Source organism: Knoellia pratensis (assembly GCF_042666395.1).
GTDB classification, from domain to species: Bacteria; Actinomycetota; Actinomycetes; order Actinomycetales; family Dermatophilaceae; genus Knoellia; species Knoellia pratensis.
On sequence record NZ_JBHTDJ010000001.1, the window covers coordinates 12956 to 34854 of the forward strand.

Consider the following 21899-nt stretch of genomic DNA (forward strand, 5'->3'; position numbering starts at 1 on the left):
TCAGCCCTTGACGGAGCCGGAGGCGAGCCCGGCGACGAGGTACTTCTGGGCGATGAAGGCGAAGGCCACCACGGGGATGGTGAGCAGCATCGCCGCAGCGCCAGCCTGCTGGAGCATGGGCAGGGTCTGTCCGAGCTGGGTCGCGATGAACACCGGGACGGTGCGCGCCTCGACATCGGTGAGGATCAGCGCGGTGAGGTACTCCTGGAAGGCGAAGAGGAACACGAAGATCCCCGCCGTGAGGATGCCCGGCCCCATGAGCGGGATCATGACGCGTCGCAGCACCTGGAAGCGGGTGCATCCGTCGAGCATGGCCGCCTCGTCGAGCGAGGTCGGGATCTCCGCAAAGAAGTTGCGCAGCAGCCAGATGCTGAATGGCTGGTTGATGGCCACCAGGGCTGCGGCCACGGCGAAAGTCGTGTCATAGATGCCGAGCGCCCGGGAGATGTCGTACATCGGCAGGACCACCGCGAACCGCGGCAGCGCACGGAAGATCAGCGCCAGGATGAGCAGCGCGGCCGAGATCCAGCCCGGCATACGAGAGAGGGCGTATGCCGCCGGGAGACCGATGACCAACGCCGCCACCGTGCTGAGGAGGGCAACCACGAGCGTGTTCATGAGGTACTGGTAGAAGTTCGTCGTCTGCCAGAGGTTGACGAACGCATCGAAGTTCGGCGTCCAGCTGAAGACGGGCGGGTCGAGGAAGGCGACATCGGTCGGCTTGCTCACCGCGGCCGCCGTCCACAGGACCGGCAGCAGCATCGCAAAGCAGATCAGGACGAGCATGCCGCCGATGAAGAACGACTTCGAGGTCGTGATGGAGCCACGACCTCGAGGGGTGCGTGCCGACTTCGACACGTCGCCGGGTCGCACGACGTCCACGATCTCGGGTGTCAGAGCAGTCATCAGCTGTGTCCTTCCTTGGCGGCGTCCCGGATGAACGGGAAGAGCAGGACGACGATGAGACCGATGAGCAGCACATTGATGGCGCTGCCGAGGCCGAGGTCCTGCCCCCCATCCCGGAACGCCGCGTTGTAGATGTAGAGCATGATCGACTCATTCCCGATCTGGACGGCCTGCGGGGAGAGTGGGACAAGGCTGTCGAATACCCGCAGCACGTCCATGATCGAAATGAGGGCGACGAAGCCGAGGACGCCGCGGATGCTCGGGATGATGACGTTCCAGTGGATGCGCCATCCGCTCGCGCCGTCCATGACCGCCGCCTCCATGATCTCCTCGGGCACGCCCTGGAGTCCGGCGAGGATGACGAGCATCGCGAACGGCAGCATGTGCCACACGGTGTTGGCCGCGATGAGGAGGCGGTTGGGCCACACATCGGTGAACCAGAGGATCTCGGCGCCGGTGAGCTCCGAGAGCGCGTAGCTGACCACTCCCCCGAAGTTCGAGTCGAAGAGCCACGCGAACATCGAGGCTCCCACGAGCTGGGGCACGACGTAGGAGACGAGCAGGATCCCGAGGACCCAGGGGCGCATGCGTTTCAGCCGGTTGACCATCACGGCGAGCCAGTAGCCGGCCACGACCATGAAGGCGACCACGGCTGCGGTGAGGCCGACGGTGAAGATCACCGAGTCGTGAAACCTGCTGTCGGACAAGGCCTGGGTGTAGTTCGCGAACCCCACCCAGGTCCCGGCCTCGCCGTAGTTGACATCTTGGAAGCTCCACTGGACGGTGCGGTAGAGCGGGATGGCGAGCAACCCGACCATGACGATCACACTGGGCGAGACGAGCGCCCAGAAATGGCGTCGCGTCATTGCGTACTCCTCAGGTCGGGAACGGGGACAGGAAGCCCGGAGCGGCTACTTGTACTCGGAGAGCACCTTGTCAGCCGCAGCCTGCATCTGCGCGGCGCCGGCCTCTGGCGTCAGCTTGCCGAGGACCACCGAAGCGATGATCGGCGTGATGGCGTTGCTGACCTTGGCGGTCCAGGCGTGCGGCTCAGCCGGGGGCGCCTTGGCGATGGACTCGTTGGCCGCGGCTGCGTAGGGGCTGCTGCCCTCGGTGACCATGCCCTCACGGGCGGGGTATGCCGCGGGGAGAGCCGCCTTGGACGCCTCCTCGCTCACCGAGGAGGAGATCATCTCGAACAGCGTGGACTTGTCGGCCACCGCGTTGGTCGGGAGGGACCAACCGTCGACGGAGAGGGCGTTGTAGAGCAGGTCGCCGTCCTTGACCACCGGCGGCGCCGCGAACGCGAAGTTCGGTGCGAACTTGGTGTTGGCCGTCTGGGTGAGGTCGTTCATGCGGCCGCTGAACATGATCGCGATGGCGGCCGAGCCGTTGTACATCTGCTGCTGCACGGCCGGCTGGTCGAAGGTCGTGACCTCCGGATCCATGAACGGCTTGAGCGCCAGCATGGCCTTGAGTGCCTCGATGGTCTCGGGCTTGTCGAAGTTGGCCGTCTTGTCGTCCGGGTTGGTCAGCGGCATGCCGAGGCTGCCGAGCGTGGCGTCGAAGCTGGTGACGATGTCGCCGCTGGCCAGCCACGGCAGGGCCACCGGGTGCTTGATCTTGCCGTCGGCCTGGATGGCCTTGGCAGCGGTGGCGAGCTCCTCGAAGGTCGTGGGTGCCTTGAGGCCGAGCTTGTCGAAGACGTCCTTGCGGTAGGCCATGACATACATCTGCGCCTGCATCGGCAAGGCGTAGAGCTTGCCCTCGTAGGACATCGCCTCGCGCATGGGCTCGCTGATCTGGTCGAGCTTGTACTCGTCGCTGAACTGGGAGAACAGCTGGTCCAATGCCTGGATCTTGCCCTCCTGTGCCAGCTGTGGGATGACGAAGCCATAGGTCTCGACGACGTCGTAGGTCCCGGTCTCGCCCGCCAGGGTGGCGGTGGTCTTCTGGACCTGGCCGCCGAAGTCGATCGGCTCGTGCTTGAGGGTGACCTTGCCCTTGGTGCAGCTTGTCACCATGGTGTTGGTGAACGGGTCGATCGCGGACGAGTTGTAGGCCAGGACGTTGACGGTCAGGTCCTTGTCGGGCTGGGGCACGTCACAGGCGACCTTGGTGGCGGTGTTCGCAGCGGTCTTGCTGCCAGCGCCGCACCCGGCGAGTGCCAAGGCGAGGACGAGGCTGCCAGCCGTCGCCGTGAGGGTGGTGGTACGACGCGTCATTGCGTTCTCCTTGGTTGATGGTCAACGGATGTAATACGTATGCATTTTGCTCTGGAGAGGGTCAGCGGTCGAGCAGGTCCATCCGCAACTGGGCGCTGTCGCGATGGGCGTCCAGCTCTTCGAAGTCGGACATCGTGATGACCGGCAGAGCCTGAGCCTTGGTCGACTCGACCGTCGCTCGCTGGTAGGTCAGGGCCTTGAGGAAGCCGGCCACGGAGAGGCCACCGGTGAACCGGGCGTTGCGGCCGGTGGGGAGCACGTGGTTGGTGCCCGACATGCCCTTGTCCGCGTAGGCGACGGTCGACCACGGCCCGAGGAAGAGCGAGCCGTAGTTGGTGAGGTTCTCGAGGTACCAGTCGAGGTCGTCGGTGAGGACCTCAAGGTGCTCAGGGGCGAGCAGGTCCATGATCGCGACGGCGGTCTCACGGTCCTCGGCGAGGTAGATCGAGCCGTAGTCCTCCCAGGCCGGGCCGGCGATGTGGTTGGTGGACAGGCCCTTGAGCTGCCGCTCGATCTCGGGTCCGACCTCGTGCGCGAGCCGCGCGGAGGTGGTGACCAGGCTTGCGGGCGAGGTCGGGCCGTGCTCGGCCTGGCCGAGCAGGTCGGCGGCAACCATCTCGGCGGTCGCGGTGTCGTCGGCGATGACCGCGACCTCGGAGGGACCGGCGAGCACGTCGATACCGACGCGGCCGTAGAGCTGGCGCTTTGCCTCGGCCACGTAGGCGTTGCCCGCACCGACGAGCAGGTCGACCTCGGGTCCGTCGAGCAGCCCGAACGCCATCGCGGCCAGGGCCTGCACGCCACCGATGGCATAGACACGCTCAGCGCCGGAGGCGCGGGCGGCATACAGAACGGCAGGGTGAGGGGCGCCGTTGAGGCTCGGCGGGGTGCAGCTGATGATGTCGCTGACCCCGGCCACCTTGGCCACCCCCACCGTCATGAAGGCGCTGGCGAGGAGGGGGAAGCGGCCCGCGGGCAGGTAGGCACCCACGCGCGCCACGGGCACGTAGCGGGTACCGCAGATGAGACCGGGAAGCACCTCCTCCTCGTGGTCGACGAGGCTGCGTCGCTGGATTTCGGCGAAGGTCCGGGTGCGCTCGGCGCCGGTGTCGAGGGCCTCGCGAAGGTCGGCGGGCAGGGTGCGCGCGGCGTCCTCGAAGGCCGACTCGGGCACCTCGAGGGAGTCACCAGTGAAGCCGTCGAGCTGCTCGGCGTAGCGGCGGACGGCGTCGAGCCCACCCCGCTCGATCTTGCCGAGCATCTCGGAGACGGTGGCGACGACCTTCGGGTCACGCTGCGCGGGGAGGTCAGGCGTCGGCGGCTCCTTGACGACGGTGAAGGGGCCGGGGATGTGCGGGAGGTCAGAAGAGCGCAAGTGCATACGCATACATTGACATAGGGTTGAGAGGTGCGCAAGAGGCGATCCGTGCCTGCTGGGAAGCGTCTGCGAAATGATGACGCGGTGGCCGGCGACCTAACGATGATCGACCACGCTGGTGAGGCAGGAACGCACATGCCGTACTTTCTGCGTGCGACTGGTCCGGCCACGCTGCGGCCGGCGACTCGCAGGAGGCCCGCCCGGGGCGGCCACCTCGTGGTACCACCCACCCAGCCGACCAGGCACCAGCTGGCGCTGTGCCGCCTCTTCCGTGAGGACGGCCACCTTGAGCCACCGGCAGAACGGCCGCAGGCCGCCTGAGCGCAAGCAGCCTCCAAAGTGGCCTCAGGCCCGAGGTGATCCTCGGGCCCACTCCGGCAAACTGCGGCGGCTCGTCGCCGCGCACCTGCCGGCGGCAGGCTGAACCTGGCGGAGGGACGCCACGAGGGACGAGGGGCGCCTCGTCGGTGTCGCACCGGCCGGGACGAGCAAGGCCCTGACGGCGTTTCCGCTGGTCAGGGCCCATTTCGTCTGTCTCAACACAGAGTGCGCCCGAAGGGATTCGAACCCCTAACCTTCTGATCCGTAGTCAGATGCTCTATCCGTTGAGCTACGGGCGCATGTCGCGCACTTGGCGCAACGATCGGCAAGCATACGCGAGCACCTGCCCACCTGAGAAATCCGTTGTATGCCGTCCGCTCCCCTGTCGTTCCCGGGCGCCTGTCACACCGGGCTGGGAGGGTCGCGGCATGCCGAGCGAGAACCTCCTGCGGATCCACAGCGACGAGTTCCGGGCCATGTCCGAGCGGGTTCTGCGCGCCACCGAGCTCACCTCGCGCCTCAACGTCCTGCCGTTCGACGACGAAGTCGGCAGGGTGGCGCTGTTCGAGCAGATCCTGGGCCGCCCCCTCCCCGTAGGCGTCACGATCTACCCGCCCTTCTACACGGACCACGGACTGAACCTCGACCTCGGTGAGCGCGTCTTCATCAACCAGAACTGCACGTTCCTGGACTACGCCGGCATCCGGGTCGGCGAGCGCACGATGATCGCCCCCAGGGTCACGTTCATCACCATGGGTCACCCGGTCGACGTCGACGAACGCCGCGAGTGGCTGACCGGCGCCCCGATCGACGTCGCCGAGAACGTCTGGATCGGGGCCGGCGCCACGATCCTTCCGGGCGTCAGCATCGGGTGCGATGCCGTCATAGCGGCGGGAGCGATCGTGGCCGACGACGTGCCCGCTGGCGCGCTGGTGACCGGCATCAAGGCGGCCGTCCACGGACATCACTGACGAGGCGCCGCACAACGATGAGGCGTCAGATCAGCAGCATTGCCGCGGCCAACATCATCGCGACAGACGTCGCTCCGTGGACGCCGAAGGCCACGCTCCGCCGCCCACCGTTGGCGAGGACGAGGACGGCGTCGCCGAGCGGGATGATCGCCTCGACCAGGATGACCCAGCCCAGAGCTGCCGGTGCGGCAAAGATCATCACGATGACGATGAGCCCGCTCCCGATGTCGCGAATCCCCTTGACCTGCCACCAACCTCTCGCCTCGGGATGGGGCAGCACGGGGAGGCCGAACCCCACGGCGTTCGATTCACTGCGCCTCCAGTAGGCCATTCCGATCCCGATGATGCCAAGGCTCACGATCCAGCTGATGACAAGTCCGACGGTGTGCAACACGGCGCCTCCAAAGCGGTTGATCTAGCAGTGCTAGAAACCTAGCGGTGCTAGATCCGAATGTCTAGCGGTGCTAGATTTGGCGCATGCGTGCACGGACACAGAAGAGCGTCGAACGCCAGGAGCGCGCGGAGCAGATCATCGGGCGCGCTCGCACGATCGCCGAGGCCGAGGGGTGGGGTGCGGTGACGACGCGGCGACTGGCCGACGAGATCGGACGCAGCCAACCCGTGCTCTACGGCCACTTCGAGGACGGGAAGACCGGCATCGTGCGGGCCGTGGCGCTGCGAGGATTCGTCGATCTCGGCGTGTCCATCAGACAGGCACTCGGCAAGACGCGCGAGGACGAGAGAGTCCTCGCGGTCGTCACCGCCTATCTCGACTTCGCCCGTCATCACCCAGCGGTCTACGAGGCGATGTTCTCGATGCCGCTCGGCCTGTCGTTCGGGGAGCGCACGGCGCCTCCGGAGCTTCGCGAGTCCTTCATCGCCCTTTCCGACGGGTTGGCGAGTACGAAGAAGCTGGGCGACTCAGACCAGGAGACGCGCACAGAGGTCGCGTGGAGCGCCATGCACGGACTGATCACACTGTCCCGCGACGGCCGGCTACGCCCTCGCGCACGTGCGGCGCGGATCGCCGCGCTGGTCGCACTACTGACCTGACGGGTATGCCGTCCGCTCACCTACCGCGCTCAGCAGCCCTCTCCCGCACCGGCTTTCGCGGCAAGGTCGACCTCGGACCAGTCCAGTCCTTCGAGGTTGACGACGATGGCTTCCTGGGTGGTGCGGGCGATGACGACGACCGCCTCGCAGTCCGGGTCGGGGTTCTCCTCGCGGTGCGGCACCCACGGCGGGACGAAGACGTAGTCGCCGGGACCGGTCTCGATTCGCCGCTCCACGGGTTCGTCGCCATCGACCTCGAGGAAGACGAACACCGGCGCCCCGGACACGACGTAGATCGCCGTCTCGGAGGCACCGTGGTGGTGGTTGCCCGAGTTCGTGGAGGCGGGCACATGGGTCTGTCCCATCCACAATCCCTGCGCTCCAACGGTTTTGCCGCTGATCGCCTCACGCCTGGACATCCCGGTCGTCTGGCTCGTCTCGGTGATCAGCGAGCCTGGTGCGATGTGATGCAGCGCCCGATGGAAGGGGTCGATCACGGCCGGGACGAGGACACCGCTCGGGGTGCGGATGAACTCGCCCTCGGCGGTCTCGACCCGGGCGCCGGGCTCGGCGGAGTCAGCGGGGACGTGGAGGGCGGGCATCAGGCTCCTTCGGCAAGGGACAGACGGGCTGCCAGTCCAGTGTGGGCGCTGACCAGCAACGGCCGCAGGGCGTCGCACGCCGTGCGCGCGTGAGTGGGCCGGGTGGTGCGGTTGACAACGGAGGCGGGCGGACGGCATACCCGCAGGTAGGGCTGCGTGTGAGAGACCTCATAGGTGCGGAAAGGTTTCCACCGCCGTCCCTGTCCACCAGACCTCCTACGGTGGACAAACGGTTCCCTCAGGAACCTCGATCACGGTGCTCACCGACGAGACAAGACCCGTCTCAGCATGCGAGTACCGTGGTCACATCCAGCAGGTCAGTCGTCGGATCCACTTCCGAGGTGGCTCCGGCATTGGCCGGGCCCACAACCGAGCACTCGCTCGGAACCGGAAGGACAACGGACGCAGATGACCGCACCCGCCGCACCCGTTCAGGGCACCACGCACGCAGGCCTCCAGGCCTGGGTCGACGAGGTCGCCGCGATGACCACCCCCGACGAGGTCGTGTGGGTGACGGGGTCCGACGAGGAGTGGACCCGCGTCACCGACAAGCTCGTCGCTGCCGGCACGTTCATCAAGCTCAACGAGGAGAAGAAGCCCAACAGCTTCTATGCCGCCTCCGACCCCAGCGACGTCGCCCGTGTCGAGGACCGCACCTACATCTGTTCTCTCGATGAGAAGGACTCGGGGCCCACCAACAACTGGATGGAGCCCGAGGAGATGAAGGACATCATGCGCGGGCTCTACGCCGGCTGCATGAAGGGCCGCACCCTCTATGTCATCCCGTTCGTCATGGGTCACATCGAGTCCGAGCACCCGATGTTCGGCGTCGAGATCACCGACTCCGAGTACGTCGTCGCGTCGATGCGCGTCATGGCCCGCTGTGGCACCGCGGTCCTCAACCGCATCGAGGAGCTCGGCGAGGACGCGAAGTACGTCCCCGCGCTCCATTCGCTCGGCGCCCCCCTCGAGGAGGGCCAGGCCGACGTCAAGTGGCCCTGCAACCCCGAGAAGTACATCGTGCAGTTCCCCGAGGAGCGCACGATCTGGTCCTACGGTTCCGGTTACGGCGGCAACGCCCTGCTCGGCAAGAAGTGCTACTCGCTGCGCATCGCCTCGGTCATGGCGCGCGACGAGGGCTGGATGGCCGAGCACATGCTCATCCTCAAGCTCACCTCGCCGGAGGAGCAGGTCTACTACATCGCGGCCGGCTTCCCGAGCGCCTGCGGCAAGACCAACCTCGCCATGCTCAAGCCGACGATCCCGGGCTGGAAGGTCGAGACCCTGGGTGACGACATCGCCTGGATGCGCTTCGGCAAGGACGGTCGTCTGTATGCCGTGAACCCGGAGTTCGGTTTCTTCGGCGTCGCGCCCGGCACCAACGAGCACACCAACCCCAACGCCATGTCGACGATCAACAAGGGCAACTCGGTCTTCACCAACGTTGCACTCACCGACGACGGCGACATCTGGTGGGAAGGGCTCGAGAACATGCCCGACCACGCCACGTCGTGGAAGGGCGAGGACTGGACCCCGGCCGATGGTGAGGCCGGCGTCCTGTCGAGCCACGCGAACTCTCGCTACTGCACCCCGATCAAGCAGTGCGACATCCTCGCGTCGGAGTACGACGACCCGCAGGGTGTGCCGATCTCGGCGATCTTCTTCGGTGGCCGGCGCAAGACCACCGTGCCGCTCGTGACCGAGTCCCGCGACTGGACCCACGGCACGTTCATGGGTGCCACGCTCTCGTCAGAGACGACTGCTGCTGCGACGGGTCAAGTCGGCGTCGTCCGCCGCGACCCGATGGCGATGCTGCCCTTCATCGGCTACAACGCCGGTGACTACTTCCAGCACTGGATCGACATCGGCAAGGGCGCCGACGCGTCCAAGCTGCCGAAGATCTTCTACGTCAACTGGTTCCGTCGTGACGAGGAGGGCAACTTCGTGTGGCCCGGCTTCGGCGAGAACGCTCGCGTCCTCAAGTGGGCCATCGAGCGCATCGAGGGCAAGGCTGCCGCGGTCGAGACCGCCATCGGTCACGTCCCCACACCGGAGTCGATCGACACCGAGGGCCTCGACATGGACCTCGACGAGCTCGCCAAGGCACTCACCGTCGACAACGACGAGTGGAAGGCCGAGATCCCGGAGATCGAGGAGTGGTTCGCCAAGTTCGGCGACAACCTCCCGACCGCCCTGCAGGTCGAGCTCGACGGCCTGAAGGCTCGCCTCGGAGTCTGAGTCCAAAAGAACGCCGACGAGGCGCCGCTTCCCTTCCGGGGAGCGGCGCCTCTCGCGTTGTGCACCTGCTGCGGCGGGTATGCCGGACGGTGACGTGGCGATGACGGTTCGGACACGTTGGGGTGAGCAGGGCGCTCCGGGGGCGGGACGGCATACTCCGGGATTCACTGAAGGGCATGAAGGCGACCAGGTCGGGACGTGGGCACGGATGCTCGCGGCACTGACAGCGGCGACCACTTGCACCTGGCGACGCGGGCCATGAGGCCATGGCGAACGCCGTCGACCTCAAGGCCCTGGACTGCCGCCCCTGACCCGTCCGTTCAGTCCTCCGCCTCGGCGAACCCGTTTTGCAGGCCGAACAGCGCGACCTCGACCCGGGAGCTGACCTGCAGTTTGGACGTCAGGGCGCGCACGTGGCCCTTGACCGTGTTCTCGCTGATGCACAGTCGGGAGGCGATGTCCTTGTTGGCCCTGCCACCGGCCACGAGCCGCAGGACGTCGAGCTCACGTTCGGTGAGCAGCCCGGACGGCGCCTCGAAGCGTGCGCGCTCTCGCAGGCTCGCCAGCTCGGCGTGGAGCAGGCTGGCCATGTGTGCCGGGATCACCGACTGACCGCCGCGCAGAAGACGAACGGACTCGACGACCTGCGGGGCCGGGGTGCCCTTGAGCATGTAGCCGGTGGCGCCTGCCTGCAGCGCGGCAAACAGGTCGTCGTCGTCGGCAGCGAGGACCAGGATCTTGGTGTCCGGCGACCTCCTCGAGATCGCCTCGCACGCCCCGATGCCGGCGGTGCCGGGCATGCGTTGGCCGAGAAGCACGACGTCAGGCGTGAACCTGATGCACTTCTCCACGGCTTCGACGGCGGACCCGGCCTCGGCCACGATCTCGAAGTCAGTCTCGAGTTCAAGGACGACCTTCATGCCCTGACGGTAGAGATCGTGGGCATCAGCGATCACGACGCGGATCCGCTCGCGAGGGTCCATCACCCTCGATGGCATCGCCGCCATCCGCGCTCGCTTCTCGTCCAGACGCGTTCCTCGTCGCAGACCTGGGGCCCCGGCCCAGGAAGCAGGCTCTTCGCCAACGGCTGGTCGAGGCAGGGAATCTGGCGTGGCGACAGAGTCAAGCATCAGGAGAACCCCACGTGAGGGCCGTCTGACGACTCGACAGGTGTGCGAGCGCGGCGCTGGTGGCGGGGGGTGATCCCCGACGTTGGGCAGTTCACTCTTCTTGTTCGGAGACCTTCGCAATACGGATTGGGGTGCAAGGCAGTGAGCACGCCCTCAAGGACACTTGCCGGGGTCGAGGCTGACGAACGGGAGCGAGGTCAGTCGTTGTCGCGCTGCAGGCTGACCCGCACCGTCGGCACGGGTGACGGCGCCTGCGCCTGGGCCCACAGCCGTTCCAGGGCCGGTTGCAGCAACAGCGTGCCCAGCTGTCGGATGAAGACAGCCACCGCCTGCTCCTCGACGGGGATCCGGCTGCGGGCGATGCCGTGGTCACGCAGCGTCTGGGTCCGCCGAATCGTCTCTTCCATGAGCAGGCGCGCCAGCCCCTCGGCACCCGGGTCGGGCGTCACGACGGCTCGGCGCAGGTAGTCGACCGCGTGCGGGTTGGCCTCGAACATCTCCGCCGCCGCGTGATCTCGCGCCGCGACCACTTCGTCGGCGGGCCCCTCGAGCGGCACGGAGTCGACGGCCACCCGGAAGAGGTCGACCACGGAGTCGTCCACGGCCGCGCGCAGTCCGTCCTTGCCACCGAAGTGATGGACGACGAGCCCGGGTGCGACGCCTGCCGCACGCGCCACCTCACGCAGGCTCGTCGCCGCAGCGCCCTGGGCAGCGAAGAGTCGGAGCGCGGTCGTCAGGATGCGCGAGCGGGAGTCGATCGTCGTCGAGGCGGTCATGGTGGGTGACAGTCAACACGCGACCCCGCCATTGCACAAGTGTTCAATGCGTGCGTATCGTGCCAAGGAGAAGCGAAATCGCTCACCTGCGAACACCTCAGAAGGAGCCGGTCCATGCCCGAGCAGCCCCAGGCGGTCATCTATGACGCCCTCCGCACCCCCCGAGGAAAGGGCAAGTCGTCCGGCTCCCTCCACGAGGTGAAGCCGATCGACCTCGTCGTCGGACTGATCGACGCCGTCCGCGAGCGCAACCCCGGCCTCGACTCCGCCCAGATCGACGACATCATCCTGGGCATCGTGTCGCCCGTCGGCGACCAGGGTGCGGTCCTCCCGCGTGTGGCGGCGATGTATGCCGGCCTGCCCGAGCCCGTGGCCGGCGTCCAGGTCAACCGCTTCTGCGGCTCCGGTCTCGAGGCCGTCAACCAGGCCGCCTCGCGCGTCCGCTCCGGCTTCGAGGACCTCATCCTCGCCGGTGGCGTCGAGTCGATGTCCCGCGTTCCGATGGGCAGCGACGGGGGCGCCTGGGCCATGGACCCTGCCACCGCACTCGCGACCGACTTCGTGCCCCAGGGCATCGGGGCCGACCTCATTGCCACGCTCGAGGGCTACGACCGCGCCGAGGTCGACCGCTTCGCCGCGCAGTCGCACGCCCGCGCCGCTGCGGCCTGGGAGGCCGGCCACTTCGGCAAGTCGGTCATCGAAGTCAAGGACAAGAGCGGCCTGACGATCCTCGACCGCGACGAGACGATCCGCCCCGGCACGAGCGTCGAGTCCCTCTCGGCCCTCAAGCCCTCGTTCGCCGGCATCGGCGAGGCTGGCGGGTTCGACTTCGTCGCCCTGGAGAAGTACACGCAGGTCGACCAGATCAACCACATCCACCACGCCGGCAACTCCTCGGGCATCGTCGACGGGGCCGCCCTGCTGCTGATCGGGAACGAGCAGATCGGCAAGGAGATGGGCCTCACGCCTCGCGCGCGCATCATCTCCACGGCCGTCATCGGCTCCGAGCCGACGATCATGCTCACCGGCCCGGCTCCCGCCTGCCGCAAGGCGCTCGATCGCGTCGGCATGACTGCTGCGGACATCGACCTCGTCGAGATCAACGAGGCCTTCGCCGCCGTCGCCCTCAAGCTCATGCGCGACATGGGTTGGAACGAGGACCAGACCAACGTCAACGGTGGAGCCATCGCCATGGGTCACCCGCTCGGCGCCACCGGCGCGATGATCCTCGGCACCCTCGTCGACGAGCTCGAGCGCCGCGACCTCGAACGCGGCATCGCCACCCTCTGCATCGGCGCCGGCATGGGCATCGCCACTGTCGTCGAACGCATCTGAACGCGCATCTGAGACACGGACAGGAACCCCACAAGCCATGAGCGACAACATCATTCATTACGAGCGCGACGACGAGGGCATCGTCACCCTGACGATGGACGACCCCAGCGCGGGCGCCAACACCATGAACGCGGCATACAAGGCCGCCATGGGCGAGACCATCGATCGGCTCGAAGCCGAGCGCGACGACATCACCGGCGTCGTCCTGACGTCGGGCAAGAAGACCTTCTTTGCCGGCGGCAACCTCGCCGACCTGCAGAAGATCACGGCCGAAACCGTCGGCGACTCCTTCCGGGAGGTCGAGGACATCAAGGCCCAGCTGCGTCGCCTCGAGCAGTTCGGCAAGCCCGTCGTGGCCGCCATCAACGGCGCCGCGCTCGGTGGCGGACTCGAGATCGCCCTCGCCTGCCACCACCGCATCGCCGTCGACGACGACAAGATCAAGCTCGGCCTCCCCGAGGTCAGCCTCGGCCTGCTTCCCGGTGGCGGCGGCGTCACCCGTCTCGTGCGCATGCTCGGCATCACCGAGGCCCTCATGAGCTGGCTGCTCCAGGGCCAGCAGCGCACGCCGTCCGAAGCGCACGCCAAGGGAGTCATCGACGAGCTCGTCGCCACCCGTGAGGACCTGGTCCCGGCCGCCAAGGCGTGGATCCTCGCCCACAAGGACGACGCCACTGCCGCCACCAAGCCGTGGGACGTCAAGGGCTACAAGATCCCCGGCGGAACCCCCACCACCCCGGCGTTCGCGGCCAACCTCCCGGCGTTCCCGGCCAACCTGCGCAAGCAGCTCAAGGGCAGCCCGATCAAGTCGCCGCGCGCCATCATGTCGGCAGCGGTCGAGGGCGCCCAGGTCGACTTCGACACCGCGAGCCGCATCGAGTCGCGCTACTTCGCCGAGCTCACTGCCGGACGCGAGTCCACCGCGATGATCCAGGCGTTCTTCTTCGACCTGCAGTCGATCAACTCCGGTGCGCTGCGCCCGGCCGGCATCGAGCGCTCCAAGGTCAACAAGGTCGGCATCCTCGGCGCCGGGATGATGGGCGCCGGCATCGCCCACGCCTGCGCCACCTCCGGCATCGAGGTCGTCCTCAAGGACGTGTCGATCGAGGGCGCCGAGAAGGGCAAGGCCTACACGGCCAAGCTGCTCGACGCCAAGGTGGCCAAGGGTCGGTTGTCGCAGGAGGACCGTGACGCGACCCTCGCCCGGATCACTCCGACCGCCGACGCCGCCGACCTGGCCGACGTCGACGCCGTCATCGAGGCCGTCTTCGAGGACCACGAGCTCAAGAAGAAGGTGTTCGCCGAGGTCGAGGCCGTCGTCGGACCCGACACCCTCCTCTGCTCCAACACGTCGACCCTGCCCATCACCGGCCTGCAGGGCTTCGCCACCCGTCCCGCGGACTTCATCGGGCTGCACTTCTTCAGCCCGGTCGACAAGATGAAGCTCGTCGAGATCATCCGCGGCGAGCACACCTCCGACACCGCCGCGGCCCGGGCGATCGACCTCGTCCAGCAGATCCGCAAGATCCCGGTCGTCGTCGGCGACGGACGCGGTTTCTACACGAGCCGCGTCTTCGGCACACTCATCATCGAGGGCGCCCAGCTCCTCGCCGAAGGTGTCGACCCGCAGACCATCGAGCGGGCCGCGACGTCGGCCGGCTTCCCGGCCCCGCCGCTCGCCATGCTCGACGAGGTCTCGCTCACCCTGACGCAGCACATCCGCTCGGAGGCAGCGAAGGCTGCCGCCGCCGAGGGGCGCGAGCTCGCGTCAACGCCCGGCGAGGAGGTCATCGACAGCCTCGTGGCGCTCGGCCGCAAGGGTCGGGCTGCGGGCGCAGGTCTCTATGACTACCCCGAAGGTGCGCCCAAGGTGCTGTGGCCCGAGCTGCGCCAGCGCTGGTCCAAGAACACGCAGATCCCGTTGCGGGACCTGCAGGACCGCTACCTCTTCCGGATGGCGCTCGAAACGGCCACGTGCTTCGAGGAGGGCGTGCTCACCGACGCCCAGTCGGCCAACATCGGCGGCATCTTCGGCATCGGCTTCCCGCCGCACACCGGTGGCCCGGCGACGTTCATGACCAACTACGAGGGCGGCCTCGCCGGCTTCGTGGCCCGCGCCAACGAGCTCGCCGACACCTACGGTGAGCGGTTCCGTCCGTCGGCGTGGCTCTCCGAGCGCGCCGCAACCGGAACGCTCGTCGACGCGAGCGCGCCGGCAGCCTGATGACCGCGCCGCTCGGAGTCCCTGGACCACTCAGCGGCGTGCGCGTCCTCTCGATCGCGATCAACCTCCCGGGGCCAGCCGCCGTTGCGCGGCTGGCCTCGTGGGGCGCAACCGTGACAACCGTGCTCCCGCCGACGGGCGACCCCCTGGAGCATTTCGCCAAGGCCTACTTCGACGAACTGCACGAGGGGCAGACCATCGAGCTCGCCGACCTCAAGAGCGACGAGGGTCGCGCGCGTCTGGATGAGCTGCTCGCCGAGACCGACATCTTCTTCACGAGTTCTCGCCCCTCTGCCCTGGCGCGGTTGGGACTCGACCACGCATCGGTGAGCGGGCGGCATACCCACGTCTGTCAGGTCGACATCGTCGGCCACCCCGGCGACGGCGCCGAGATCGCCGGGCACGACCTCACCTACCAGGCGGGGACCGGTCTCGTTCGAGACGGGCGTATGCCGACCACGACAGTTGTCGACCTCGCCGGCGCTGAGCGCGCGGCGGCCGAGGCTGCCGCGGCTCTCGTCGAACGCGCCCGCACCGATCGTGGCTCACGACGCGAGGTCGCCCTGTCGGACCTCGCCCACGCCATGGCGCGTCCGGTCGTGCACGGGCTGACCGTGCCGGGCGGACTTCTCGGTGGCGGACTTCCCGTCTACGACGTGTATGCCGCGTCGGAAGGTCACGTGGCGCTCGCCGCGCTCGAACCGCACTTCACTGAACGGCTGCTCACGGCGCTGGAGCTGGACCCCGACAAACTCAGCCGGGACCGTCTCGCGGAGGTCTTCGCGACGCGCACTGCCCTCGAGTGGCAGGCGTGGGCCGACGAACACGACATCCCGCTGGCCGCCGTTGCTGCCCCTGCTTGATCGTTCTGCCTGATCCTCAGCTCGACCCGACAAAGGAGTCACCGTGCCCGAGATCGTCCCTCCCCCGACCTATGTGTCCCCCTGGATGGAGCACGACGAGGTCTCCGATGTCCTGACCCTGGCCCGCACCTTCTTCGAGCGCGAGGTGACGCCGAACGTCGAGCGCTTCGCCGAGCAGCACCAGGTCGACAAGGAGACGTGGCTCGCGGCGGGCGCGGCCGGGCTGTTGTGCATCTCGATCCCCGAGGAGTACGGCGGCGGTGGCGGTTCGTTCGCCCACGAGGCCGCCGTGATGTGGGAGCAGGGGCGGGCCGCCGACGACTCGCTCGGCTACTCGGTGCACTCGTCGATCGTCGCGCACTACCTGCTCAACTACGGGTCCGAGGATCAGAAGCAGCGGTGGTTGCCGCGCATGGCCACGGGCGAGCTCGTCGGCGCCATCGCGATGACGGAGCCGTCGACCGGGTCCGACCTGCAGCGCATCCGCACCACCGCCAAGCGCGACGGTGACCACTACGTCATCAACGGCAGCAAGACCTTCATCACCAACTCGTCGCACGCCGGGCTCGTTCTCGTCGTCGCGCGCACCGGAGGTGAAGGGGCACAGGGGGTTTCGCTCATCGTCGCGGAGGTTGGTGGCACTTCAGAGACGCCGGGACCCGAAGGCTTCGAGCGAGGTCGCGTGCTGCAGAAGATCGGGCAGCACGGACAGGACACCCGCGAGCTGTCGTTCACGGACATGTTGGTGCCGGTCGGCAACCTGCTCGGCGACTCCGAGGGGCAGGGCTTCTATCAGCTCATGCTGCAGCTGCCACAGGAGCGCCTGGCCATCGCGGTCGGTGCCGTTGCCTCTGCCGAGAAGGCGGTCGAACTGGCCATCGCCTACTCGAAGGAGCGCGAGGCGTTCGGGAAGCCGATCGGCTCGTTCCAGGCCCTGCGCTTCACGCTCGCGGAGGTCAGCACCGATGTGTTGGCGGCGCGCACCTTCCTCGACTACTGCATCGGGCTGCACGTCGAGGGTCGGCTCGATGCTGCGACTGCCTCACGGGCGAAGTACTGGACCACCGATGTTCAGTGCGATGTCATCGACCGGTGCCTGCAGGTGTTCGGCGGCTACGGCTACATGCTCGAGTACCCGATCGCCCGCATGTATGCCGGCGCGCGCGTCCAGAAGATCTATGGCGGGACCAACGAGATCATGAAGGAACTCATCTCCCGCACCCTCTGACGCTCAGGTGGTGGTGGCGCCCGGCTGGCTCGACTGGCCGGGCACCTGCTGGTTCTGCTGGCCGGGCTGGAACTGTTGGCCCATCTGCCCCTGCTGGCCCTGCTGGCCCTGCTGGCCCTGCTGTCCGGGGAAGCCACCCTGTCGCCCGTCCTGCGTCGAGGCGGACGAGCCTCGCTCGTGGGCCGCGGCCGCGCCGACGGCACCGATCGAGGAGAGACCGAGTGCCAGGGCTGCGGCGACGGCGGTCTTCTTGCCCGACCAGCGCACCGGGTGCACGGTCGGGGCCGTTGCGCTCTCGAGGGTGCGCGGGGACTCGGGGGCAGCGGACCCCGACCAGTCCACTGAGGTGCTCGATGTGGTGTCATCAGTCGTCATGAGAGCGACCGTGCCCGGCGCCCCTGTGGCGAACCTGTGGTCAACATGTCGAGCGGCTACGACCAGGCACTACGACGAGCCGGGCGAAGTGCGACTTCGTGCCCCGCACGGACACGCTCCCTCGGCCGAAGGCCTCGTCGGCGTGTCCGTGCGGGGCACGAAGTCGAAGCGGGGTTGGAGTTGCTCCTGTTCACAGGAGTCGCACAGCCAACACATGGGCAACACTGAAGGCATGACGGTCTACTGGATGTCATGAGCACAGCCCCGACCTCGTCCGCCAGGCTGCAGCGCCCCGACGGGAGCCCTGTCCGAGTCCTGGTCGTCGACGACGAGTCCAACCTGACCGAGCTGCTGTCGATGGCGCTGCGCTACGAGGGTTGGGAGGTCCGCTCGGCGGCCACCGGGCTCAAGGCGGTCAAGGCGGCGCGTGAGTTCCAGCCCGACGCAGTCGTGCTCGACATGATGCTGCCCGACTTCGACGGCCTCGAGGTGCTGCGCCGGATGCGTGCCGACGACGATGCCGTTCCCGTGCTCTTCCTCACGGCGAAGGATGCCGTCGAGGATCGCGTCGCCGGTCTCACCGCGGGTGGTGACGACTACGTGACCAAGCCCTTCAGCCTCGAGGAGGTCGTGGCCCGGCTGCGTGCCCTCATGCGTCGCACCACGGTGGTCGCCGACCAGTCGTCATCGGTCATCGCCGTCGGCGACCTCACGATGGATGAGGACAGCCACGAGGTGACCCGTGGAGGCGACGAGATCCACCTCACCGCAACGGAGTTCGAGCTGCTTCGCTATCTCATGCGCAACCCCAAGCGAGTCCTGTCGAAGGCGCAGATCCTCGACCGCGTGTGGAACTACGACTTCGGCGGGCAGGCCAATGTCGTCGAGCTCTACATCTCCTACCTGCGCAAGAAGATCGACGCCGGGCGCACCCCGATGATCCACACGATGCGCGGCGTCGGCTACGTCCTCAAGCCAGCGGAATGAGCACGGCGCAGCGCTCCCGCCTCGATCCCGCCGGCTGGTCGCTCACGACCAAGCTCGTCGCCGCCGTCGTCGGTCTCTTCCTCGTCATCACGGCGGCGACGTCGGCCTTCACCGTCATCGCCCTGCAGAACCACCTCGTCAACCAGATCGACCAGGACGTGACCTCTTCCCTGTTCCGCGCTGGCGGACCGCGCGGTCCCGGCGGCGGCGGAGGCCCCATCCCCGGCGGTGGAGGCGAATCCCTCCTCCTCGTGCTGCGCGACGGGGACGTCGTGCGCAACCAGGTCGAACACGGCCGCGAGATCGGCGAGCTCAGCGCGGCCCAGATCGCCGCGCTCCAGGATGCCGGTATCGGTTCGACGCCCACGACGGTCGAGGTGGAGGGGTTGGGCGAGTACCGCGTCGCGTCAGCTCTCGGCAACGCCGGCAACACCGTCATCTCGGGCCTGCCGATGAGCGGCATCAGCCGCATCGTCGATGCCACCATCGGTCTCGTCGTCGGCACGGCCATCGCCGGTCTGGCCCTGGTCGCACTGGGCGGGCAGTGGATCATCCGCCGCAACCTCGCCCCACTGTCACGCGTCGCCCACACCGCCACTCAGGTGAGCCAACTCAAGCTCGACTCCGGTGCCGTGGCACTGGCGCAACGCGTGCCCGCTGCCGACACCGACGCACGGACGGAGGTCGGGCAGGTGGGACTCGCCCTCAACAACATGCTCGACAACGTCGAGGGCGCGCTCCGGGCACGGCACGAGTCGGAGACCCAGGTGCGCCAGTTCGTCGCCGACGCCTCGCACGAGCTGCGGACGCCGTTGGCGTCCATTCGTGGGTATGCCGAGTTGTCCCGCCGCGAGCGAGAGCCCGTTCCCGCTTCGGTCACCCATGCGCTGACCCGGGTCGAGTCAGAGGCGGTTCGGATGCAGGGCCTCGTCGAGGACCTCCTGCTGCTTGCTCGCCTCGACGCGGGACGTCCCCTGGACCGCGAGCCGGTCGACCTGTCCCTGCTGGCCATGGACGCGGTGTCGGACGCGCACGCCGCGGCGCCCGGTCATCACTGGGAGCTGGACCTGCCCGACGAGCCGGTCGAGGTGACGGGGGACCAGGCCCGGTTGCACCAGGTCGTGGCGAATCTCCTGGCCAACGCGCGCACGCACACCCCCGAGGGCACCCGCATCGTCACGTCACTCCGGCAGGAGGACGGCTGGGTGCGACTGGCTGTCAGGGATGACGGCCCAGGAGTGCCAGAGGAGCTGCAGGAGAACGTTTTCGAGCGATTCACTCGCGGCGACGAGGCGCGCAACCGAGCGAATGGGTCGACCGGCTTGGGACTGTCGATCGTCGACGCGGTCGCGAAGTCCCACAGAGGCAGCGTCGACCTCGACAGCCGCCCGGGCCGCACGACGTTCACCGTCTCACTCCCCACGCCGCCCGCCTGAGCGTGACGCCCCCGGTTGCTTGTGCGCGCTGAGCGAACACGAGGGCTCACTGCCATGAGCGTGGCTAGCATGCAGAGCATGGCCAACGTGGTTCCTCTCTTCCCCTCAGGTGGGCCTTCGCGGCCCAGATCGAGCACGAGCGGTGACAAGGGCACACGGGAGCGTCGGCCCAGCCCTCAGGCGGCAGCCCCGCTGTGGCGGCAGATGCTCGGCCAACAGCTGCGCACGGAGCGTCAGGCCCGGCGGGCCCGCATCAGCGACGTCGCCGGACGGGCAGGCGTGTCGCCCCAGTATCTGTCCGAGATCGAGCGAGGGCTCAAGGATCCCTCGTCCGAGATCCTCGATGCACTGGCGGGTGCTCTCGATCTGCCGGTCGCCGACCTCACCGGGCGAGCGGCCCGCCACCTGCGGGCGGCCCCCACCGACCCCGGCACTCCCCTCTGCCTGGCCGCGTAGCCGCCCGACCCGCCCTCATCTCGGCTGTCCCAACAGCGGGCCGCGTCACGAGGCCATGGGGGCGGCGGCGCGAGAGCTGATCACGGAGTCCACGACGCCGTAGTCCACGGCCGCCTCCGGGGCAAGGATGAGGTCTCGCTCCATGTCGATGCGCAGCTGGTCCGGTGTGCGCCCGGTGTGCGCGGCGAGAATCGCCTCCTGCAGGGCCCGCACCCTCTCGACCTCATCGGCTTCGAGAATGAGGTCGGGGATCGTGCCCCGCCCTTCCGCGGCCGGAGCATGGATGACGACTCTCGCGTGCGGAAGGATCGTCCGATAGCCCGCGTCGCCTCCGGCCAGGAGCACTGCTGCGGTCGCGACTGCCTGCCCGACGCACGTGGTCTCCACGCGCGGGCGCACGAACTGCATGGCGTCATAGATCGCGAGCGTCGCAGGGATCGAACCACCGGGTGAGTTGATGTAGAGGGAGACGGGCCGGTCCGGGTTCTCGTTCTCGAGGTGCAGCAGCTGGGCGATGACGGCGTTGGCGACCCCGTCATCGATGCCTGTGCCGAGGTAGATGATCCGCTCGGCGAGCAGGCGACTGTAGATGTCCACGGTCCGCTCCCCCGCAGAAGTGCGGGTCGTGACGTAGGGGATTGCGTAGGTGCTCATCGACCGACGCCCAATCCCATGGGACCTCGACGCGTCGGCAGGACGTCATCGATCGAGCTCACGATGCCGTCGATGAATCCGTAGGCCATGGCCTGCTCCGCCGTGAACCAACGATCCCGACGAGAGTCCTCCTCCACCTGCGCGAACGGCTGTCCGGTGTCCTCCGCGATGCAGCTCAGAACCGTGTCCCGTGTGTGTCGTAGGTCGTCTGCCTGGATCGCGATGTCCATCGCGGTGCCGCCGATGCCGGCAGAACCCTGATGGAGCAGAACCTTGGAATGCGGCATCGCGTAGCGCCTCCCCTTCGTCCCGGCCGACAGCAGGAACTGGCCAGCGCTGTAGGCCATCCCCACGTTGATGGTTGCCACGTCGTTGGAGATCATCCGCATCGTGTCGCGGATGGCCAGCATCCCTGGCACGGACCCGCCCGGGGAGTTGATGAGCAACCTGATGTCCTCAGTCGGGCTGTTTGCGGACAGCACGAGGAGCGCGTTGCACAGACGGTTGCTGTTCCAGTCCTCGAGAGGTTCGCCGAGGAGAAGCGTCCGGCGCTCGAACAACGCCCGATAGAGCTCCTGGTCGAGCCCGTGGGCGGAAGGGGTGGTCGTTTGCGTCATGCATCCACGATGGGGGGCCCACGACCGCTACGGAAGCCAGGGCTGCCCGGGGCAGCGCTGCTCTGAGCAGCCCGAGCAAAGCCGGCGCTCACTCCCCTGCAACAGGAGCGTCACAGCAGCGGCA

Annotated in this window: 21 protein-coding genes and 1 tRNA gene; 10 read left to right on the forward strand and 12 right to left on the reverse strand. The window is 67.8% G+C overall.

The window, feature by feature from the left end; genetic code table 11:
* The 5 genes from ACFQRE_RS00060 to ACFQRE_RS00080 form a co-directional block, all read right to left on the reverse strand.
* Positions 1–906, reverse strand: a complete 906-nt coding sequence (locus ACFQRE_RS00060) for a carbohydrate ABC transporter permease (protein WP_380117510.1) — start codon at positions 904–906, stop codon at positions 1–3.
* Positions 906–1772, reverse strand: a complete 867-nt coding sequence (locus tag ACFQRE_RS00065) for a carbohydrate ABC transporter permease (protein ID WP_380117512.1) — start codon at positions 1770–1772, stop codon at positions 906–908. Before ACFQRE_RS00065 ends, ACFQRE_RS00060 begins: the two co-directional genes overlap by 1 nt.
* Positions 1773–1817: 45 nt before the next feature.
* A complete protein-coding gene (locus tag ACFQRE_RS00070; RefSeq protein ID WP_380117514.1) occupies positions 1818–3131 on the reverse strand; it encodes an ABC transporter substrate-binding protein in 1314 nt (437 codons plus the stop codon).
* 61 nt (positions 3132–3192) lie between these two features.
* A complete protein-coding gene (gene hisD, locus ACFQRE_RS00075) occupies positions 3193–4512 on the reverse strand; it encodes a histidinol dehydrogenase (RefSeq protein ID WP_380117516.1) in 1320 nt (439 codons plus the stop codon).
* Between the two features lie 544 nt (positions 4513–5056).
* A tRNA-Arg gene (locus ACFQRE_RS00080) sits at positions 5057–5129 on the reverse strand.
* Positions 5130–5258: 129 nt separating this feature from the next.
* Between ACFQRE_RS00080 and ACFQRE_RS00085 the strand changes: the two genes are divergently transcribed.
* Entirely contained in the window at positions 5259–5801 is a 543-nt protein-coding gene (locus ACFQRE_RS00085; RefSeq protein ID WP_380117518.1) for a DapH/DapD/GlmU-related protein, read from the forward strand.
* 25 nt (positions 5802–5826) lie between these two features.
* Here ACFQRE_RS00085 and ACFQRE_RS00090 read toward each other — a convergent pair whose 3' ends face one another.
* Positions 5827–6195, reverse strand: coding sequence for a DUF4267 domain-containing protein (locus ACFQRE_RS00090; protein WP_380117520.1), 369 nt, complete (start codon positions 6193–6195; stop codon positions 5827–5829).
* 83 nt (positions 6196–6278) lie between these two features.
* On the opposite strand from ACFQRE_RS00090, the gene ACFQRE_RS00095 reads away from it, so the two are divergent.
* Positions 6279–6854 (forward strand): TetR/AcrR family transcriptional regulator, encoded by a 576-nt coding sequence (locus ACFQRE_RS00095; RefSeq protein WP_380117522.1) that lies wholly within the window; start codon positions 6279–6281, stop codon positions 6852–6854.
* A gap of 29 nt (positions 6855–6883) precedes the next feature.
* On the opposite strand, the gene ACFQRE_RS00100 is transcribed toward ACFQRE_RS00095, so the two are convergent.
* Positions 6884–7456 (reverse strand): cupin domain-containing protein, encoded by a 573-nt coding sequence (locus tag ACFQRE_RS00100; protein WP_380117524.1) that lies wholly within the window; start codon positions 7454–7456, stop codon positions 6884–6886.
* Positions 7457–7864: 408 nt separating this feature from the next.
* On the opposite strand from ACFQRE_RS00100, the gene ACFQRE_RS00105 reads away from it, so the two are divergent.
* Positions 7865–9694, forward strand: coding sequence for a phosphoenolpyruvate carboxykinase (GTP) (locus ACFQRE_RS00105; RefSeq protein WP_380117526.1), 1830 nt, complete (start codon positions 7865–7867; stop codon positions 9692–9694).
* A gap of 320 nt (positions 9695–10014) precedes the next feature.
* Here ACFQRE_RS00105 and ACFQRE_RS00110 read toward each other — a convergent pair whose 3' ends face one another.
* The gene (locus tag ACFQRE_RS00110) at positions 10015–10701 is read right to left on the reverse strand and encodes a response regulator (RefSeq protein ID WP_380117528.1); all 687 of its coding nucleotides are present in this window, start codon (positions 10699–10701) and stop codon (positions 10015–10017) included.
* A 320-nt stretch (positions 10702–11021) separates the two neighbouring features.
* Entirely contained in the window at positions 11022–11600 is a 579-nt protein-coding gene (locus tag ACFQRE_RS00115) for a TetR/AcrR family transcriptional regulator (protein WP_380117530.1), read from the reverse strand.
* A 114-nt stretch (positions 11601–11714) separates the two neighbouring features.
* Here ACFQRE_RS00115 and ACFQRE_RS00120 point away from each other — a divergent pair, with 114 nt between their 5' ends.
* The 4 genes from ACFQRE_RS00120 to ACFQRE_RS00135 are packed head-to-tail and all read left to right on the forward strand — an operon-like array spanning position 11715 to position 17250.
* Positions 11715–12935, forward strand: coding sequence for an acetyl-CoA C-acetyltransferase (locus ACFQRE_RS00120; RefSeq protein WP_380117532.1), 1221 nt, complete (start codon positions 11715–11717; stop codon positions 12933–12935).
* A 37-nt stretch (positions 12936–12972) separates the two neighbouring features.
* On the forward strand, positions 12973–15159 hold the full coding sequence (locus ACFQRE_RS00125) for a 3-hydroxyacyl-CoA dehydrogenase NAD-binding domain-containing protein (protein ID WP_380117534.1): 2187 nt from the start codon (positions 12973–12975) through the stop codon (positions 15157–15159).
* A gap of 38 nt (positions 15160–15197) precedes the next feature.
* Positions 15198–16022, forward strand: a complete 825-nt coding sequence (locus ACFQRE_RS00130; RefSeq protein ID WP_380117536.1) for a CoA transferase — start codon at positions 15198–15200, stop codon at positions 16020–16022.
* A 43-nt stretch (positions 16023–16065) separates the two neighbouring features.
* The gene (locus ACFQRE_RS00135) at positions 16066–17250 is read left to right on the forward strand and encodes an acyl-CoA dehydrogenase family protein (RefSeq protein ID WP_449274542.1); all 1185 of its coding nucleotides are present in this window, start codon (positions 16066–16068) and stop codon (positions 17248–17250) included.
* Between the two features lie 3 nt (positions 17251–17253).
* Here the strand turns inward: ACFQRE_RS00135 and ACFQRE_RS00140 are convergent, their stop codons facing one another.
* Positions 17254–17625, reverse strand: a complete 372-nt coding sequence (locus tag ACFQRE_RS00140) for a hypothetical protein (protein ID WP_380117538.1) — start codon at positions 17623–17625, stop codon at positions 17254–17256.
* A 252-nt stretch (positions 17626–17877) separates the two neighbouring features.
* On the opposite strand from ACFQRE_RS00140, the gene ACFQRE_RS00145 reads away from it, so the two are divergent.
* The 3 genes from ACFQRE_RS00145 to ACFQRE_RS00155 all read left to right on the forward strand — a co-directional run bounded on the left by ACFQRE_RS00145 (position 17878) and on the right by ACFQRE_RS00155 (position 20504).
* On the forward strand, positions 17878–18612 hold the full coding sequence (locus ACFQRE_RS00145) for a response regulator transcription factor (RefSeq protein ID WP_380117540.1): 735 nt from the start codon (positions 17878–17880) through the stop codon (positions 18610–18612).
* Complete coding sequence (locus tag ACFQRE_RS00150; protein WP_380117542.1) at positions 18609–20048, forward strand: sensor histidine kinase; 1440 nt, start codon at positions 18609–18611, stop codon at positions 20046–20048. The genes ACFQRE_RS00145 and ACFQRE_RS00150 overlap by 4 nt, the downstream gene beginning before the upstream one ends.
* 78 nt (positions 20049–20126) lie before the next feature.
* Positions 20127–20504 carry a helix-turn-helix domain-containing protein gene (locus tag ACFQRE_RS00155; RefSeq protein WP_380117544.1) on the forward strand — a complete coding sequence of 126 codons (378 nt, stop codon included), beginning with the start codon at positions 20127–20129 and terminating at the stop codon, positions 20502–20504.
* A 45-nt stretch (positions 20505–20549) separates the two neighbouring features.
* Here ACFQRE_RS00155 and ACFQRE_RS00160 read toward each other — a convergent pair whose 3' ends face one another.
* Both ACFQRE_RS00160 and ACFQRE_RS00165 read right to left on the reverse strand, forming a co-directional pair.
* Complete coding sequence (locus ACFQRE_RS00160) at positions 20550–21158, reverse strand: ClpP family protease (protein WP_380117546.1); 609 nt, start codon at positions 21156–21158, stop codon at positions 20550–20552.
* The gene (locus ACFQRE_RS00165) at positions 21155–21775 is read right to left on the reverse strand and encodes a ClpP family protease (protein ID WP_380117548.1); all 621 of its coding nucleotides are present in this window, start codon (positions 21773–21775) and stop codon (positions 21155–21157) included. Before ACFQRE_RS00165 ends, ACFQRE_RS00160 begins: the two co-directional genes overlap by 4 nt.
* Positions 21776–21899 lie beyond the last annotated feature (124 nt).

Excerpts from the sequence above, each read along its gene's own strand:
- ACFQRE_RS00065 (WP_380117512.1), bottom strand. The coding sequence starts at position 1,772 with ATGACGCGACGCCATTTCTGGGCGCTCGTCTCGCCCAGTGTGATCGTC.
- ACFQRE_RS00150 (WP_380117542.1), top strand. The coding sequence starts at position 18,609 with ATGAGCACGGCGCAGCGCTCCCGCCTCGATCCCGCCGGCTGGTCGCTC.
- ACFQRE_RS00115 (WP_380117530.1), bottom strand. The coding sequence starts at position 11,600 with ATGACCGCCTCGACGACGATCGACTCCCGCTCGCGCATCCTGACGACC.
- ACFQRE_RS00155 (WP_380117544.1), top strand. The coding sequence starts at position 20,127 with ATGGCCAACGTGGTTCCTCTCTTCCCCTCAGGTGGGCCTTCGCGGCCC.
- ACFQRE_RS00120 (WP_380117532.1), top strand. The coding sequence starts at position 11,715 with ATGCCCGAGCAGCCCCAGGCGGTCATCTATGACGCCCTCCGCACCCCC.
- ACFQRE_RS00070 (WP_380117514.1), bottom strand. The coding sequence starts at position 3,131 with ATGACGCGTCGTACCACCACCCTCACGGCGACGGCTGGCAGCCTCGTC.
- ACFQRE_RS00165 (WP_380117548.1), bottom strand. The coding sequence starts at position 21,775 with ATGACGCAAACGACCACCCCTTCCGCCCACGGGCTCGACCAGGAGCTC.
- ACFQRE_RS00060 (WP_380117510.1), bottom strand. The coding sequence starts at position 906 with ATGACTGCTCTGACACCCGAGATCGTGGACGTCGTGCGACCCGGCGAC.
- ACFQRE_RS00125 (WP_380117534.1), top strand. The coding sequence starts at position 12,973 with ATGAGCGACAACATCATTCATTACGAGCGCGACGACGAGGGCATCGTC.
- ACFQRE_RS00095 (WP_380117522.1), top strand. The coding sequence starts at position 6,279 with ATGCGTGCACGGACACAGAAGAGCGTCGAACGCCAGGAGCGCGCGGAG.
- ACFQRE_RS00140 (WP_380117538.1), bottom strand. The coding sequence starts at position 17,625 with ATGACGACTGATGACACCACATCGAGCACCTCAGTGGACTGGTCGGGG.
- ACFQRE_RS00145 (WP_380117540.1), top strand. The coding sequence starts at position 17,878 with ATGAGCACAGCCCCGACCTCGTCCGCCAGGCTGCAGCGCCCCGACGGG.
- ACFQRE_RS00105 (WP_380117526.1), top strand. The coding sequence starts at position 7,865 with ATGACCGCACCCGCCGCACCCGTTCAGGGCACCACGCACGCAGGCCTC.
- hisD (WP_380117516.1), bottom strand. The coding sequence starts at position 4,512 with ATGCACTTGCGCTCTTCTGACCTCCCGCACATCCCCGGCCCCTTCACC.
- ACFQRE_RS00160 (WP_380117546.1), bottom strand. The coding sequence starts at position 21,158 with ATGAGCACCTACGCAATCCCCTACGTCACGACCCGCACTTCTGCGGGG.
- ACFQRE_RS00100 (WP_380117524.1), bottom strand. The coding sequence starts at position 7,456 with ATGCCCGCCCTCCACGTCCCCGCTGACTCCGCCGAGCCCGGCGCCCGG.
- ACFQRE_RS00110 (WP_380117528.1), bottom strand. The coding sequence starts at position 10,701 with ATGGCGGCGATGCCATCGAGGGTGATGGACCCTCGCGAGCGGATCCGC.
- ACFQRE_RS00085 (WP_380117518.1), top strand. The coding sequence starts at position 5,259 with ATGCCGAGCGAGAACCTCCTGCGGATCCACAGCGACGAGTTCCGGGCC.